This is a genomic window from Sivoneniella epilithica UHCC 1019 (genome assembly GCF_040830845.1).
Taxonomy (GTDB): Bacteria; Cyanobacteriota; Cyanobacteriia; order Leptolyngbyales; family Leptolyngbyaceae; genus ULC077BIN1.
This window is the reverse complement of record NZ_JBFPDP010000032.1, coordinates 1-14,980: the sequence shown is the minus strand read 5'-3', so window position 1 is coordinate 14,980 and position 14,980 is coordinate 1. Positions and strand designations below refer to the sequence as shown.

Genomic DNA, 14,980 nt, shown 5'->3' with positions numbered 1-14,980 from the left:
TCCTATGCAAATTCAAGTTTTAGGCTAGGCATAAGTCGCTGCAAGTTTTTCAGTGATTTAGTTTGCCAAAGCGTTTTCTCTGATCCTTGAAAAACTAAACTTACGGTGCCTTTATCCCGCGCTTTTACTACAAACATGGACAGCATACTGATTCCGGAACTATTCAAAAATTCCAGTTCGCACAGATTGATCGTAAAGCTGGGAGATGATTCAATTGCGTTGAGCAAAATATCCATGATGGGTTGATAGGCTTCCATCCCATCTAGCCGCAGCAAACCCTGAAAAAACACGGTAGCGACTTCTGGCTCATATTGAATGGTGTAATCGTCCGTCTTTATGTGCACAGGTTCCACTCTCCATCTCGTCTAAGATAACTCGTAAAATTTGATAATTGTTTAAACATCCAAAGACACCATTACGTCAACTTTAACTACATTTGGCAGTGATTCAAGTGTTTGAAATTGCCAACCAAAGTGAGCAGAGTAATCATTCATCATGGTTAAGATTCCCATACTAGAGCCGCCGCCGCCCATGGCTGTTTTTTCTAATTGGGTCATGTAAAACTCATCTAAATCGGCAGCCAACAAAACCTCAACAAAGGTTTGATATTTCTGTGCGATCGCTGAATTGGCAAAGTTGCCCACATGAAAAATAATTTGCCGCTCATACAAATGGAGTGAAATGCTGACAGGTAACCCGGTTGAATCATCATTGTACTTTACGGCATTCTCTAGCAGTTCATTTGCGATATAGCTAACGGCAGCTTTTACAGTGTCTCGTTGATTGATCCTGCTGTCTGGCAATTCGTCTCCTGGAAAGAATGCGGCAAAGTAATCTCCCAAAAAATCGGCAGATAGACCATAGTTGCCCCAACGCCGTTTGCGAGCGGCGGCATTAGGGGAAAAGTTGAGTGTGAGATATTCTTGGGAGGAGGGAACCTGAATGAAGTTCCCAAAGGTTTGAACAACACTGGTTTGAGTCATGACTAACCTTGATCGAGTGCACCAGAGTAGGGTATTTCGGAAGGGCAAATCTGGAAGTTTTAACAGAAAATTGCTGACCTATAGAGTGCCCCAATTAATCAGAAGAAACTAATCATTGTCGTAAGGCTTTTTTTGAACTGAAGATGATGCGATCGCGCCCTTGTTGTTTTGCCAGATAAAGGTATTGGTCGGCTTCATCTAGTAGCTTGCTAAAGGATTGCTCTGGAGTGGGGATACTGCTGGCAATTCCAATGCTCAAAGTTAGGTAATTGCTAACGGAAGATTTTTCATGAAGAATTTTTAGGTTTGCGATCTCAGTTTGCACTCGTTGGGCGACTTCCATTGCCCCTTCGAGACTGGTTTGCGGCAAGATAGCAGCAAATTCCTCGCCGCCATAGCGGGCAGTTAGGTCACTAGGGCGATGCACACAGCCATTTAGCACTTGAGCAACTTGTTTTAAGCAATCGTCTCCGGCTAGGTGTCCATAGGTATCGTTGTATTGCTTAAAGAGATCTATATCAAACAGGATAAGGCAAATGGGCGATCGCTCCCGCGTCATTTGCTTCCATTGATGCGCTAGATGTTCATCAAAACGACGACGATTCGGAATTTGAGTTAGCCCATCCATGCTGGCAATTTTATTCATCTCCGATAGCTTCAGCGCCCATTGAGTATCCATAATATCGCCGTGTTCCATGATGGTTTGCACGACAATTTCTAAATCGGCTTTTCGCTTAGAAATGGCTTCCATTAATGTTTGCAACGTCATTTCTGTACGGCGGCGCACTTCAACTTCCACCTTAAGCTGTTGATTTGCTTCTTGAAGTTGGGCTTCAATACAATCTCCATGCTCGGCTGTGGTGGAGAGAGCAATAATTAGATCTTCACGTTCGCGCTTCAATCGCTCAACCTCTTCACGGAGATGTCGAATTTGCTCCATAAGATACAAAATTTCACTTTCTGAAGATTGACAGGAATCAGACATTCAGCCGAACTCAGTTGAGTAGTATAGGTTCAGAGTGACTATCATTAACTTATATGAAAAAAATCAAAAATGCCTAACCTAGAGTTGGAAAGAATTTTCTTTAGTTTTCTAAAAACTAGCACCCATAACCTGGCTGTAATTTTAGGCAAAACCTTTGTCTTTGCTCGATACTGCTGATATTTATATTCTACGGCAATTTATTTTTGCTTCATGATAAGCAACGTAATATCGTCGAATACTTTCTGTTTGCCGATATGCTGCATCAAATCGGCGATCACGGCTTGCCGAATCTCTTGAGCCGAGCGATCGCGATATTGCTTGAGGACTTCATACATTTTCTCCAAACCATACTGACTGTTTTGAGTGTTCATGGCTTCAGAGATGCCATCGGTATACAGCACTGCAATATCACCGGAGTAGAGATGAACTTTGACCTCGGCAATAAACGAGCTAATGTCTGCTTCTAGCGCTAAGGGAAATCCTAAATCGAGCGTATCAATATGCTCAAGTTGCCCGTCTCGCCGCACCACAATTAACTCCTCGTGTTGCCCGGTTAGGTATAAATCCCCGGCTTTATATTCCAACAGGGCAAGCGACATATTTTTGAGCGATCGCATCCGTTTCGTGTTTTCATAGAGTGCCCGATTGACAGAATTGAGAAATTTTGCCGAATTCATTTCTCCATTCACGAGCAAAGTTCGCACCGCCATCTGCGCCATGATCATCACCATGCCGCTTTCTAACCCGTGCCCAGTCACATCGCCAATGCTAATGCTCACTTTGCCATCATGTTGAATCACATCATAATAATCGCCGCCCACTTCTGCCGCAGGTTCCATAAATCCAGCAATGTCTAGACCGATGATTGCTTCTAATTCTGCTTCGGCTGGCATCAACATTTTTTGCAGGCGACGAGTCACATTCAGTTCAGCGCCCATTCGCAAGTTTTCATCTTGCAACTGCTGGGTCAACTGCATTACTTCAGCTTCTGCATGTTTGCGGCGAGTGATGTCTTCTACAGTGCCTTCGTAGCCTGTAATATCTTTTTGATCGTCATAAATCGCTCGTGCCGATTCGGAAATCCAAATGATGCTGCCGTCTTTGCAATAAATCTGTGATTCAAATCCCGATACTTTACCGTGATGTTCAATTAGTTGGGCAAACTCGGTGCGGCGATCGCGATCGACATAAAGCTGCTCACCAATATTAGTCATATTATTAATTAAGTCTTCGGCGGTGTTGTATCCATAAATTTTTGCCAACATTGGGTTTGCAATTAAATAAGTGCCATTAGGTGTGGTTTGAAAAATTCCCTCAACCGAATTTTCAAAGATGCCGCGATATTTCGCTTCAGCTTCTCGTAACACATCTGCCACTGTATTAAACGATTTCACAACATCTGCCAGTTCATCTTGACTTAATAACGTAACTGCATCTTTGAAATTTCCATCCACCATTCGTTGAGAGGCAGTTTTTAAGCTCTGAACAACCTGCATCATGCCATGATAAAAGCAGATAAATAAATAAGCCGCGATCGCTAAAACAATCAAAATAAATACTGTAGTCCAATATTGTTTATGGGCAAAACCATCGATTCGCTTTTCTAGGAGAAAATCTAATTCCTGGACGGTTTTATCCCATAAAATAAAGCTTTGCTGCAAGCTTTTTGCTGAAAGATCAGAGTAAGTTTTGGCTTGTAACGATCCACGATCGCGGCTTAGGGTATTCATTTGTTTAGTCAGATGCTCAACCGTCCGGTTAAGTTGCTGCAATTGCCTCAATAATATAGGACGCAGGTTTCCCGATGGGTTATTGTTAAGAGCGATCGTCATTTTTCCGCTCAAATGGGTATTGAGTTGTTTTAGTTTGTCCTTTAAAGTAATCAACTGGGCTTGAGCTAAAGGACTAATAACTTTTTGGGCAGATTCTTTTTCGCTAATCATTTGAATCTCTGCCAAATTTCTTTGAATCTCTGGCAGACTTAAAAGCACCGCATCCATTAAATAGTAGGTGTCTAGATCAGGATCAAGAATCAGATTAGATTGATCGCCCACTTGAAGCCATAAATCTTCAAGCTGATAAAGTAGTTGATGATAATTTGTGCTGGCAGATTGTGAATTTAAATTGACCTGATTATCAAGTTGGTCACTTGCATATTGAATATTTTTAAGAAGACTGGTCGTGCCTAAATTATTTCCAAACTTTTGGTCAAGCTGCTTTAGCTTGTTAACATCTAAGGCTATTTTGGATTTGGATTCAATAATTTGATTGGATATTTTGTTTGTATCTTTAGTGCGATCGTTCTCGATATTGGCTTTCAAAGTATTTTCTAGTAGGCGGCGTAGCGGTCGAAGATATTGAGTTCCATATAATTCCTTTTGAGTAAAATCAACTTTGCTCTGAAACTCAGAAAATAGTAGATAGGTTAATAAAATAATCGGTAACGCAAACAAGCTACTGATCAGCGCGAATTTCTGAGGATAGTTCAGATGATTCATCAGATTTCGACCCGGCTTAACAAGTTTCATAATTCAATCACCGCTCCTTAGAAAAAATGCTCCAGCGCTTTAAGAAGCACTTCGTAAACCATTTTTTGATAGCCTTCAATCTATGGTTTCGATAGAGTTCTTTCATTGAAGAACTAATGGGATATCTCTTATGTAAAGATACGCCTGACATAACCACAAACTGGAGAATACGGAAATATTTGGCATGAAGAGAAATAGCTAAAAATAATGCCAAAGGCTCGCCCAAAAAATAACTAACCCTCAGTTTTGTGTAGATGGGGGTAGTTAAGCGAGAAGACCCTGGTAAGCGAGAAGACACCGCGATCGCTTAAATTAACTTAAATTGAATGGGACTGAAATTTAACCCATCATTTTTATTACCGCTTTATTGCCGCAAAATGACCCATCTATGGCAATCTGAAAAGTGGAGACCTCAGTGCCCTTGATCCTAGTCCTTTTCTCTAGCCTTTCTCTAGCCATAGAGAGCCAATAACAGCCTTATGCAAACGCTATCTACTCCTCTTACTTCTCCTGTTGCCTCCCGCTACTCTACCGATGGCACCATTCACCGCCGCAAAACACGCCCTGTAGCGGTAGGAGATGTCACCATTGGCGGTAGTAATCCGGTCGTGGTTCAATCCATGATTAATGAAGATACTTTGGATATTGCCGGGTCGGTGGCTGGCATTCGCCGTTTACATGAAATTGGCTGTGAAATTGTGCGGGTAACGGTTCCCAGCATGGCGCACGCGATCGCCCTTGCAGAGATCAAACACAAGCTCATTGCTACTTATCGCCCGGTGCCCCTCGTTGCTGATGTCCACCACAACGGCATGAAAATCGCCCTAGAAGTGGCTAAACATGTCGATAAAGTTCGGATTAATCCAGGACTTTATGTCTTTGAAAAACCTAAAAGCGATCGCACCGAATATACAGACTCCGAGTTTGGCGACATCGGGGACAAAATTCGTGAAACCCTAGAACCGCTGGTCGTTTCCCTGCGAAACCAAGGCAAAGCCATGCGAATTGGAGTAAACCATGGCTCCCTAGCAGAACGGATGCTGTTCACCTATGGCGACACTCCAGAAGGCATGGTGGAGTCTGCCTTAGAATTTATTCACATCTGCGAATCCTTAAATTTTCATAACCTCGTCATTTCCATGAAAGCCTCTCGTGTGCCGGTCATGCTGGCAGCCTATCGCCTCATGGCTGAGCGAATGGATGCCCTAGGAATGGAATATCCCCTGCATTTGGGTGTGACTGAAGCGGGCGACGGTGAATATGGACGGATTAAGTCTACGGCAGGCATCGCAACCCTGCTAGCTGAAGGTCTAGGCGACACCATTCGAGTCTCCTTAACCGAAGCCCCAGAGAAAGAAATCCCTGTGTGCTACAGCATTTTGCAGGCACTAGGGTTACGAAAAACCATGGTGGAATATGTTGCCTGCCCTTCCTGCGGACGAACGCTGTTCAATCTTGAAGAAGTGCTGCATAAAGTGCGCGATGCAACCAACCATTTGACCGGGTTAGATATTGCCGTGATGGGCTGTATCGTTAATGGTCCTGGAGAAATGGCAGACGCAGATTATGGTTATGTGGGTAAGCAGGCTGGCTATATTTCGCTGTATCGAGGGCGAGAAGAAATTAAGCGCGTCCCAGAAGCGAACGGCGTTGAAGAGTTGATAAATCTTATTAAAACGGATGGGCGCTGGGTTGATCCATAGACATTTGAGCGATGATGAAGGCGACTTGCCTGTGCTAGATTGGGCGTAATTTTCGTAGTCATTTCTAGGCTTATCAACATGGCAATTACAAAACGTGGGCTTGTCCTTGGTGCCGCCGCATTAACCGTTTCTACCGCCGCTATTGCAGGCACCGGATTGCACTTCTTCAAAGGACAGGCGTTGTTGCAAAGCGATGACTCTAAGCAGCAAGTTGCCGATGCAGATAAGGACACTTCGCTTCAGCCAATGTCCATGCTGTCTTTGCAATCTTTCTTTAATCAAAGCCCCAAGGAATTGGTTGATGAAGTCTGGCAAATTATCGATCGCACCTATGTCGATGGCACTTTTAACCAAGTGGACTGGAAAAAGGTACGCAATGAATACCTGAAACGTCCCTATAAGAGCAACGATGAAGCCTATAAAGCCATCCGCGAGATGGTCAAAAAAATAGGAGATCCCTACACCCGCTTCATGGACCCTCAAGAATTTAGAAATATGAAAATTGATACCTCTGGTGAGTTAACCGGGGTAGGCATTCAACTCGCAGCAGACGAGAAAACAAAGAAGCTGACGGTGATTGCGCCAATTGAAGATTCTCCTGCGTTTACCGCTGGCATTTTGTCAAAAGATATTATCCTCAAAATTGATGGCAAAAGTACTGAAGGGATGGATGTCAATAAAGCGGTGACGCTGATTCGAGGTCCTGTAGGCACCCCAGTGAAGCTAACCATTTTGCGTGGCACGAATCAAATCGATTATGCAATCAAACGCGCTCGGATTGAAATCCATGCGGTGAAGTCAAGTGAGGTGCAATCCCCCCAAGGCAAAATTGGTTACATTCGCTTGGTGCAATTTAGCGCAAATGCGCCAACGGATATGCAAAAAGCGATCAAGAAGCTAGAAGACCAGCAAGTTGCAGGATATATTTTAGACCTGCGAGGTAATCCGGGTGGGCTGCTCTATACCAGCGTTGATATTGCTCGGATGTGGTTATCAAAGGGCACGATCGTATCGACAAAAAGCCGCACTGGGGAACAAGATAGAGAGCAAGCAAATGGGCGATCGCTGACCAACAAGCCATTAGTGGTTTTAGTGGATGGCGGTTCAGCCAGTGCCAGTGAAATTCTGTCTGGCGCACTGCAAGATAATCGTCGGGCAGCATTGATCGGCACCAAAACCTTTGGCAAAGGGTTAGTGCAATCGGTACGGCAGGTAGGTAAAGATAGTGGATTAGCGGTGACGATCGCTAAGTACTACACTCCCAATGAACGGGATATTAACAAAAACGGCATTACTCCAGATGTGGAAGTTAAATTAACTGAAGCTCAAGGAAAAGCGCTAGTTGCAAACCGCGATAAGGTTGGAACGCTGGAAGATCCCCAGTTTGCTAAAGCGGTAGAAGTTCTAGGAGAAAGGATTCAGGCATTTCGGAACCAAGCTCCACGGGCAGAAACGAAGCGTTAAAGGTGTAAGGGTTTAGCCTGGAGAAGGGGATTCTTAGATGAATTGCGGCGATCGCTGCCCCAATGCTAAACCCCTACCAACCTCAAATTAATTTTGCGTTTCCTACTAGGCTGGTTTGCATTTGCCGGCTCGAATCAACCCAACTCGCCGCGAGATCGCTTCTGACTGAGAAGTAAATGGTCCCCATTGTTCTGCTGCTTCGGATTCAGTCGAGGATTCTGACTCGGCTGAATGTTCTTCAAGATTGCCAGTGCTAAGGACAGGAGCGATCGCGCATTGCCCATTCTCTTGCTTCACAACAAACCACTGATCAGCCTCACTCATCGCCCGCTCTCCTTAATTAAGTTGCCAAAAGTATTCTCGTCTTTCCTATTGTCGGCTACCGCTGTAAGCTTTTGCTATGGTTTTTTCCTGAGCCAGATTTTTTGAGCCAGAACTGCTTGCTACGAAAGCTTATTTTTTAATGATCGGGCAGCATGATTGGTCATTAATGGGAGCGATCGCTGAAGAATGGGCAATTTTATAGTTGAACAGTCATTTTAAGCGATGTATTTTAGTAAACAGTGGAATACAGAACGAACTCCAACTCTCTCACTACTTCTATAAAAACAAACAAGCTTAAATCCTCTATGGTTCTGCGTAAAATATCTAAAAAGTTCTGAATAAAATAGTGAAGGCTGTTACATTGCAAACAGCAATGCTACAAGCCACAATTCAACAAAAATACTGCACCAATTTTACAACGAGCCGCTTAGGCTTGAACTACCAAAGCCGTTGAGAGAGTAACTTTATGACTGAACCCCAGCGTCAACCTAGTACTCCACCACCACCACGGGTTCCTCCTGCTCCACCGCCGCCAAGAGCAATGAATAATGGCGCTACGGTTGTTGGTACACAGCAAATGAATCCCCCAACCATGGTTTCTCCTGCGGCGGGGGCTGCAACTGTCGTTTCAACGCAAGCTCCTCAAGTTCCTCTTAGCGGAGCAGCTACAGTCATTTCGTCTTCTCCTCCCCAAGCACCTCCTGCGGCGGGACATCGTTCGATCTCATCTCCCCCTTCCTCTGCACCTGCGCCTCATCGCCGTACTCCTACAGATGGGTCGCCAACCCTTTCCGCATTAGTGCGTACTGCTTTTGATAAAGGATATTCCGACGTTCATGTCGGCGTGGGTGAGGTGCCGCGCTACCGTAATCGGGGAGAGATGGATCAAACAGAGTGGCCCGAAACCGATTCTTCTACGTTCTATAGCTGGCTGCAAGAGATTCTCACCGATGCAGAAATTCAGCGGTTTGAAGAAAAGCTAGAGTTTGACGGGGCGACTCAATATGATTTTGCCCGCGTTCGGCTTAACATTTTCGGTTCTTTGCATGGTCCTGCCATGGTGATGCGGCTGATCCCCATGAAAATCCTGACGGTCGAGCAACTAAATTTGCCGCCTGTGTTCAAGGATATTTGCCATTATCACAAAGGCTTGATCTTAATTACTGGACCGACGGGTTGCGGTAAGTCCACCACTATGGCGGCAATGGTGGACTATATGAACAAGGAGATGCCTAAACACATTATTACAATCGAAGATCCGATCGAGTTTGTTCACCGCAGCAAAAAAGCCTTGATCAAACATCGAGAAGTGGGCATTCATACGCACCAATTTGATAATGCTTTGAAAGCGGCGCTGCGGGAAGACCCGGACGTAATCCTAGTGGGGGAAATGCGCGATCGCGAAACCGTCAATACTGCCCTCAAAGCTGCTCAAACAGGGCACTTGGTTATGGGCACCCTGCACACCAACAGCGCCGTCAAAAGCATTGAGCGGATTCTTCAGCTTTATGAACCCGATCAACAGGAGCCAATTCGAGTCTCGATCGCCGAATCCATGGTTGCGGTGATTGCCCAAGGGCTATGCCGCACCACCGATGGCAAACGCGCCGCCTTCCATGACATTTTGATTAACACCGATGCGATTAAAGACTACATTCGTCGGGGTGACCTTGATGAAGTGGAGCAATTGATTCCGCGCTGTACCTTTGATGGCATGTGTAATATGAACCAATCCCTCTACAAGCTATATGAAGCGGGACGGATTACGGAGGAAACAGCCCTGGAAATGTCGCAGAAACCGAATGAAATGGCTCAAATGCTGCGGGGGCGGGTATAGTTCGCAATTTGAATAAGCCCTTGGCGATGAATTCAGAGCGATCGCCGGCGGTATTCAAAGGCATTGCCTTGTTTACTCCCGGCGGAGATCTGATTTACTGTATTGATCCACAAAAGCAGGTGCGTTGGCATGTGCATCTTTGTGGAATGCTGCAAAATCTTTTGGGTTTGTCTGAACCGCCTCATTTTTTAGTGCCTTGCTATGGGGCAACAGTGGATCAGTTTTTTGATCCCCATACGCAAGCATTGCAGCAGATCGCAGAAGTTTCACCCTTGGTTTTCCGCTATCAATCGTTGCTCAATGCGGTGTTTGGCTTTCAAGACCTCACCTGGCAGATTGCGCCGCTACGACCCGAAATCTGCGATCCAATCGTGCTGATGACCTACCGCGATCGCTTCCCGCAACTTTGGGAATCTCACGATCTAGTGGTGCAATATGAGCGCACAGCCCCCTACAGTCCTGCGATTCCTCTGTTTAGGCTAGAAGCAACCCCGCCGCAGAAATCGCCCAATCCCCAAGGCTATGTGTTAAGGCTGTTTGTATCGGGGCACAGCATGGCAACAGAACGAACGCTGCATAAAATTCATGCGTTGCTAGAACGATCGCTGAATCAACCCTATACTCTGAAAATTATTGATGTCACTCAACATCCAGAACAGGCAGAAATCGACCATGTGACCGCCACTCCAACCCTCGTCAGAGCGTGGCCCCATCCCATGCGCCGGATTGTAGGAAATTTGGATCATGCCGATCAGCTTTTAGGGATGCTTCATTTCCCCGAAGAGTAAGCTGCGTTAGGCTAGATAGATATTGCTGCTGAAACCCTTGTGATGACTGAAACAATCGAGTCTATTCTAGAGCGCGCCATTTTAGGACAAGATTTGTCGGTTGCAGAGGGGTTGGCATTGCTGAATGCGCGATCGCCTGCCGAATTGCTGCAAATTCGAGATGCGGCAAATCAGCTTCGCCAAACGCTGGTCGGGGAAACAGTCACTTATGTCGTCAACCGCAACCTCAACTTCACCAATATCTGCGAACAACACTGTAGCTTTTGCGCGTTTCGGCGAGATGAAGGAGAAGAGGGCGCTTTCTGGCTCGATCAAGAACAACTTTTGGCAAAAACAGCGGACGGCGTACAACGGGGCGCAACTGAGATCTGTATGCAGGGCGGCTTAAACCTGAAAGCCAAGGTAAACGGCACTTCGCTGGCTTATTATACTCAGATGATCTCGGCTATTAAAGCCCAGTTTCCGACCCTCCATATTCATGCTTTTTCTCCCCAAGAAGTTCAATTTATCGCCCGTGAGGATGATCTGAGTTACGCTCAAGTAATTGGTGCGTTGCAGGATTCTGGAGTCGGTTCCATGCCGGGAACAGCGGCGGAAGTGCTAGATGATGATGTGCGGCGGATTCTTTGCCCGGAAAAGACGGATAGTGCGACTTGGCTGGAGATTGTTGGCACGGCGCACCAATTGGGAATGCCCACCACCAGCACAATGTTGTCTGGTCATATTGAAACCCCAATTCAGCAGATTCGCCATTTCGAGCAAGTGCGATCGCTGCAACAGACCGCCATCCAAAACCATTATCCCGCCCACATCACAGAATTCATCCTGCTGCCCTTCGTTGGGCAATCCGCCCCAAAACCCTTACGTCGGCGGGTTGGACGCGATCAGCCCGTTTTATCGGACACGCTTCATCTCACTGCCGTGGCTCGGCTCTTTTTTGGACGGTGGATTGTCAATCATCAGCCAAGTTGGGTCAAGTTGGGCTTGGCGGGAGCCGTGGAAGCTTTAGAGTGGGGCTGCAATGACTTGGGCGGCACTCTGATGGAAGAACACATTACGACGATGGCAGGCGCTCAAGGTGGCACTTGTTTAGAAGTAGTGGAGTTACAGGGCGCGATCGCCTCTCTTAACAGACCTCATCAGCAACGAGACACGCTTTATCAATCGATTCACTCAGCAATCTCCTAGGTCTCACAAGGTATCAATCAGCCCCAATGCTAGCTCACTTACTTCCCTGTGAGATCAACTTTCAATAATGAAACATAAGCTTTGTAAAGCAAAGCTTGCACCACTTTTTACAAGGCTTGATTCAGGTGCATCAGAAAGGCGTTGCTGAATGCAAGATTTTTAGACTGTAGGGGTAGGTCTTGTGCATCTCTGCGTAAATGGAGGGAAAATTCGGCGTTGCATAATAGAAATATGAAATCAGGGTAAAAGCAGTGCAGTGTCCCGAATGCGGTTCAAGTGAGGTCAGTAAAAACGGTAAGCAAAGAGGGAAACAAAATTACATCTGTAAGACCTGTCGGCGGCAATTTATCGCAACTTATGATCCTGCTTCCAGTTATTCAGAGGAGTTTAAGCGGGAGTGCCTCACGATGGATGTTAACGGCATGGGTTTTCGAGGCATTGAGCGGGTTAAAGGAGTGCACCATACGACCATCATTACTTGGGTCAAACAAATCGGTGAACTGTTACCCGATGCTTACGATCCAGAGGTTCCTCCTGACGTTTGTGGGCTAGACGAGTTAGAAACGTTTGTGGGGTCAAAAAAAACAAAATTTGGCTGTGGACTGCCGTTGACCACTTCAAAAAGGGGATTTTAGGATGGGCTTTGGGTGATCATAGTGCTGACACCTTTCGTCCGTTGTGGGCGATCGTTGCGACTTGGAAGTGTTACTTCTATGTCACCGTTCGCGTAGCGTTGCCGAAGGCATTAGGGTGGTCTGTTTATCCAGGATTTATTCCAGAGGGCGACCAAATTGTCAGCAAGACGTACATGACTCGGGTTGAGGGAGAAAACACCCGCTTTCGACCCTATCTGGCTCGGTTGCATCGCAAAACGTTGTGTTATTCCAAGTCCGTAGAAATCCTTAAACATTCAATTCGGTTGCTACTTCACTACCTCAAATTTGGTGATGTGCCTGTCCCTCAGTAAATCATATTCTCATTCAGTAACGCCGTCTTTTCTACATCAATGTTTGCAGCGTTGTTGACAGGCAGGGACGCTATACAAAACGGGTTCAAAATCGAGGCACTCAACAGCATCCTCGGTGAGGGCTTTGGTGGGGTGAACTGTGCATTTAAGCAACTGACAACCTGTGTAGTAAACACAGCGATCGCAGGGAATTGAATGTAACCGTTTGAGTTGTGTAATCCCATCTCGAAAGGCAGCGCCAATTGCCCATAAGAATCCCAGCAATAGTGAAAGCAGGGCGATCGGACAGAGAGCCGCTCCTACAGTGAGCGTCATAACCAGACAGGGGTTTCCCATTGTTTTTGGTAGAGAGTGATGAAGAAAAGAAGTTAGAGAAACACTCGTTTGGAAGCAGTATTTCTCACAACTTCTGTAGACGGTAGGCGAAGAACACTACAAACTAAACTCTGATTTAAGCTGAGCAACCCAGGTTTGTACTCGTTCTACAGTCAATTCAGACTGATTGGTTTCATCCAGTGCCAATCCGATAAACTTACCGTTCTTAACCGCTTTTGACTCCGTAAAATCATAGCCCTCGGTAGACCAATGCCCCACTGTTTTACCGCCTAATCCTGAAATCTTCTCCTCTAAAATGCCAATGGCATCCAGGAAATTATCGGCATAGCCAAATTGATCACCTGGTCCAAAATAAGCCACCTTTTTGCCAGTGAAATTAACCTTATCCAAGTCTTCGTAGAGTCCTTCCCAATCGGATTGCAACTCACCAATATCCCAAGTTGGGCAGCCTACAATGATGTATTGATAGTCTTCAAAATCACTAGGCTCGGCGCTCATCACATTGTGTAGCGTTACGACCCTATCTCCACCAAACTCTTTTTGAATCGATTCTGCAATTTCTTCCGTAGAGCCTGTTTGAGTTCCATAAAACAAACCAATCTTTGACATTTTCTTTCCTCTGAGATTGCTAATGGTCTTTCAGTGTGTTCTCTGCTCTCAGAGAGATTCGACAATCATCTCGGCGCTTTAAGTCTGGGTAATGAGGGCTAATCCACGGATGAAATCACGCACGGTAATCTGGTGCGATCGCAGTTGCGACTCTAGTGCAACCTGACGATGATGGTGCAAAATTTACTGTTCATTAAAATTTTGTCGATAAGCTGCCCAGATAATTTCATCGACCTCTGTTCTAACTGGCAAATTATCCATCGTGTAAATTATCGGTTGCACATTTCCAAAGATTTCATAGCCTTCTACCCGTTGGTTCTAACTAGACAGAAGATTAGGTTAATAGTGGAAGCGCCATCTTAAATCCTCCCTTGTGGCAGCGTTGTTGACAGCTTGAATAGAACTTTTGGCGTTGCTAAACAAGATATGAAATTCGTAGGGGCAACCCCTTGTAGTTGCCCTTCATCGACCTCAGGGTAGGCACAAAACCTACCCCTACAGTCAAAATCATACTTCTATTCAGCAACGCCGAATTTTTTAACTGGATGAGTGATGTGAATATCTATTACCAAAATATCTATTACCAATAGAGACGTAAAGTTTTAGGTCTCTATTGGTAACCAAACTGAGGAACCTAACCCTCAACTGCACTCAAGGCTTTTTCTACTCGCTTAAAGTTAAATCCCATTGCCCGCAGAGCGTGCCAGAGATGACCTTGCAAAAAGAAGAATGCGAGGAAGAAATGAGTGTTGGCTAACCAAGCACGGGGAGTATGAGCGCCCAGCGGTAAATTAACCGTATCGGCAAAGTAAGGTGCGATGCCCAACTTGATATCTAATGTCGGTCCGTAGAACTCCACTGGATATGCCAGGGTGTTCACAGCACAGAAGTAAGCTGCTACAAACCCAGCAAGGGCGATACCTCCCAACGAGTAAGACAAAATTGCTTCACCTGAAAAAATCAGCACATTTCTTGCCCACTTGAGTGGAGGAACTAGAATATGCCAGATGCCGCCACCGATCAATAGAATGCCAACGTAAATGTGTCCGCCGACTAAATCCTCAAGATTATCAACGCTAGCAAAGTGAGTCTGATAGCCATAAATAACGGCTGGATTGAGGGTCGGATGGGTGACTAAACGAACGGTTTGACTAGCGGCATCATACAGCCCACCCCAGTACATTGCTTTTGCAACTAGTAGTCTGTCAAGAAAGAATTGATGGATAGAGACGCTTGAGTTTGATGCGGGCATCTTGAGTCGTAAATTG

14 protein-coding genes and 1 pseudogene are annotated in these 14,980 nt (G+C 45.7%); 6 read left to right on the top strand and 9 right to left on the bottom strand.

The features are described 5' to 3' along the window. Positions 1 to 2: 2 nt before the first annotated feature. The 4 genes from AB3R30_RS17825 to AB3R30_RS17810 form a co-directional block, all read right to left on the bottom strand. Positions 3 to 344: a slr1659 superfamily regulator gene (locus tag AB3R30_RS17825; RefSeq protein ID WP_458650557.1), complete on the bottom strand. Its 342-nt coding sequence runs from the start codon at positions 342 to 344 to the stop codon at positions 3 to 5. 51 nt (positions 345 to 395) lie between these two features. Then, positions 396 to 983, bottom strand: a complete 588-nt coding sequence (locus AB3R30_RS17820; RefSeq protein ID WP_458650556.1) for a slr1658 family protein — start codon at positions 981 to 983, stop codon at positions 396 to 398. Between the two features lie 112 nt (positions 984 to 1,095). Then, a complete protein-coding gene (locus AB3R30_RS17815) occupies positions 1,096 to 1,968 on the bottom strand; it encodes a diguanylate cyclase (protein ID WP_458650555.1) in 873 nt (290 codons plus the stop codon). A 197-nt stretch (positions 1,969 to 2,165) separates the two neighbouring features. Continuing rightward, the gene (locus AB3R30_RS17810; protein ID WP_458650554.1) at positions 2,166 to 4,496 is read right to left on the bottom strand and encodes a SpoIIE family protein phosphatase; all 2,331 of its coding nucleotides are present in this window, start codon (positions 4,494 to 4,496) and stop codon (positions 2,166 to 2,168) included. Positions 4,497 to 4,975: 479 nt separating this feature from the next. Here AB3R30_RS17810 and ispG point away from each other — a divergent pair, with 479 nt between their 5' ends. Then, positions 4,976 to 6,199 carry a (E)-4-hydroxy-3-methylbut-2-enyl-diphosphate synthase gene (gene ispG, locus AB3R30_RS17805; protein WP_458650553.1) on the top strand — a complete coding sequence of 408 codons (1,224 nt, stop codon included), beginning with the start codon at positions 4,976 to 4,978 and terminating at the stop codon, positions 6,197 to 6,199. 78 nt (positions 6,200 to 6,277) lie between these two features. Beyond that, positions 6,278 to 7,663: a carboxyl-terminal processing protease CtpC gene (ctpC, locus tag AB3R30_RS17800; RefSeq protein ID WP_458650552.1), complete on the top strand. Its 1,386-nt coding sequence runs from the start codon at positions 6,278 to 6,280 to the stop codon at positions 7,661 to 7,663. Positions 7,664 to 7,768: 105 nt separating this feature from the next. Here ctpC and AB3R30_RS17795 read toward each other — a convergent pair whose 3' ends face one another. Beyond that, entirely contained in the window at positions 7,769 to 7,987 is a 219-nt protein-coding gene (locus AB3R30_RS17795; RefSeq protein ID WP_458650551.1) for a hypothetical protein, read from the bottom strand. A gap of 466 nt (positions 7,988 to 8,453) precedes the next feature. Between AB3R30_RS17795 and AB3R30_RS17790 the strand changes: the two genes are divergently transcribed. The 4 genes from AB3R30_RS17790 to AB3R30_RS17775 all read left to right on the top strand — a co-directional run bounded on the left by AB3R30_RS17790 (position 8,454) and on the right by AB3R30_RS17775 (position 12,767). Beyond that, on the top strand, positions 8,454 to 9,824 hold the full coding sequence (locus AB3R30_RS17790) for a type IV pilus twitching motility protein PilT (RefSeq protein ID WP_458650550.1): 1,371 nt from the start codon (positions 8,454 to 8,456) through the stop codon (positions 9,822 to 9,824). Between the two features lie 26 nt (positions 9,825 to 9,850). Further along, complete coding sequence (locus AB3R30_RS17785; protein ID WP_458650593.1) at positions 9,851 to 10,612, top strand: circadian clock KaiB family protein; 762 nt, start codon at positions 9,851 to 9,853, stop codon at positions 10,610 to 10,612. A 42-nt stretch (positions 10,613 to 10,654) separates the two neighbouring features. Next, positions 10,655 to 11,800 (top strand): 7,8-didemethyl-8-hydroxy-5-deazariboflavin synthase subunit CofH, encoded by a 1,146-nt coding sequence (cofH, locus tag AB3R30_RS17780; RefSeq protein ID WP_458650549.1) that lies wholly within the window; start codon positions 10,655 to 10,657, stop codon positions 11,798 to 11,800. A gap of 251 nt (positions 11,801 to 12,051) precedes the next feature. Further along, a protein-coding gene (locus AB3R30_RS17775) for an IS1 family transposase (protein WP_458650548.1) occupies positions 12,052 to 12,767 on the top strand; the annotation gives its coding sequence in 2 pieces (ribosomal slippage) (positions 12,052 to 12,376 and positions 12,376 to 12,767; 717 coding nt in all). A gap of 36 nt (positions 12,768 to 12,803) precedes the next feature. On the opposite strand, the gene AB3R30_RS17770 is transcribed toward AB3R30_RS17775, so the two are convergent. From AB3R30_RS17770 to AB3R30_RS17755, 4 genes and pseudogenes are all read right to left on the bottom strand, one after another. Further along, a complete protein-coding gene (locus AB3R30_RS17770) occupies positions 12,804 to 13,082 on the bottom strand; it encodes a hypothetical protein (RefSeq protein ID WP_458650547.1) in 279 nt (92 codons plus the stop codon). 117 nt (positions 13,083 to 13,199) lie between these two features. Then, the gene (gene fldA / locus AB3R30_RS17765) at positions 13,200 to 13,712 is read right to left on the bottom strand and encodes a flavodoxin FldA (RefSeq protein ID WP_458650546.1); all 513 of its coding nucleotides are present in this window, start codon (positions 13,710 to 13,712) and stop codon (positions 13,200 to 13,202) included. Between the two features lie 78 nt (positions 13,713 to 13,790). Continuing rightward, a complete protein-coding gene (locus tag AB3R30_RS17760; RefSeq protein WP_458650545.1) occupies positions 13,791 to 13,892 on the bottom strand; it encodes a phycobilisome rod-core linker polypeptide in 102 nt (33 codons plus the stop codon). Between the two features lie 454 nt (positions 13,893 to 14,346). After that, positions 14,347 to 14,980: pseudogene (locus tag AB3R30_RS17755) on the bottom strand (hypothetical protein); the annotation flags it as partial.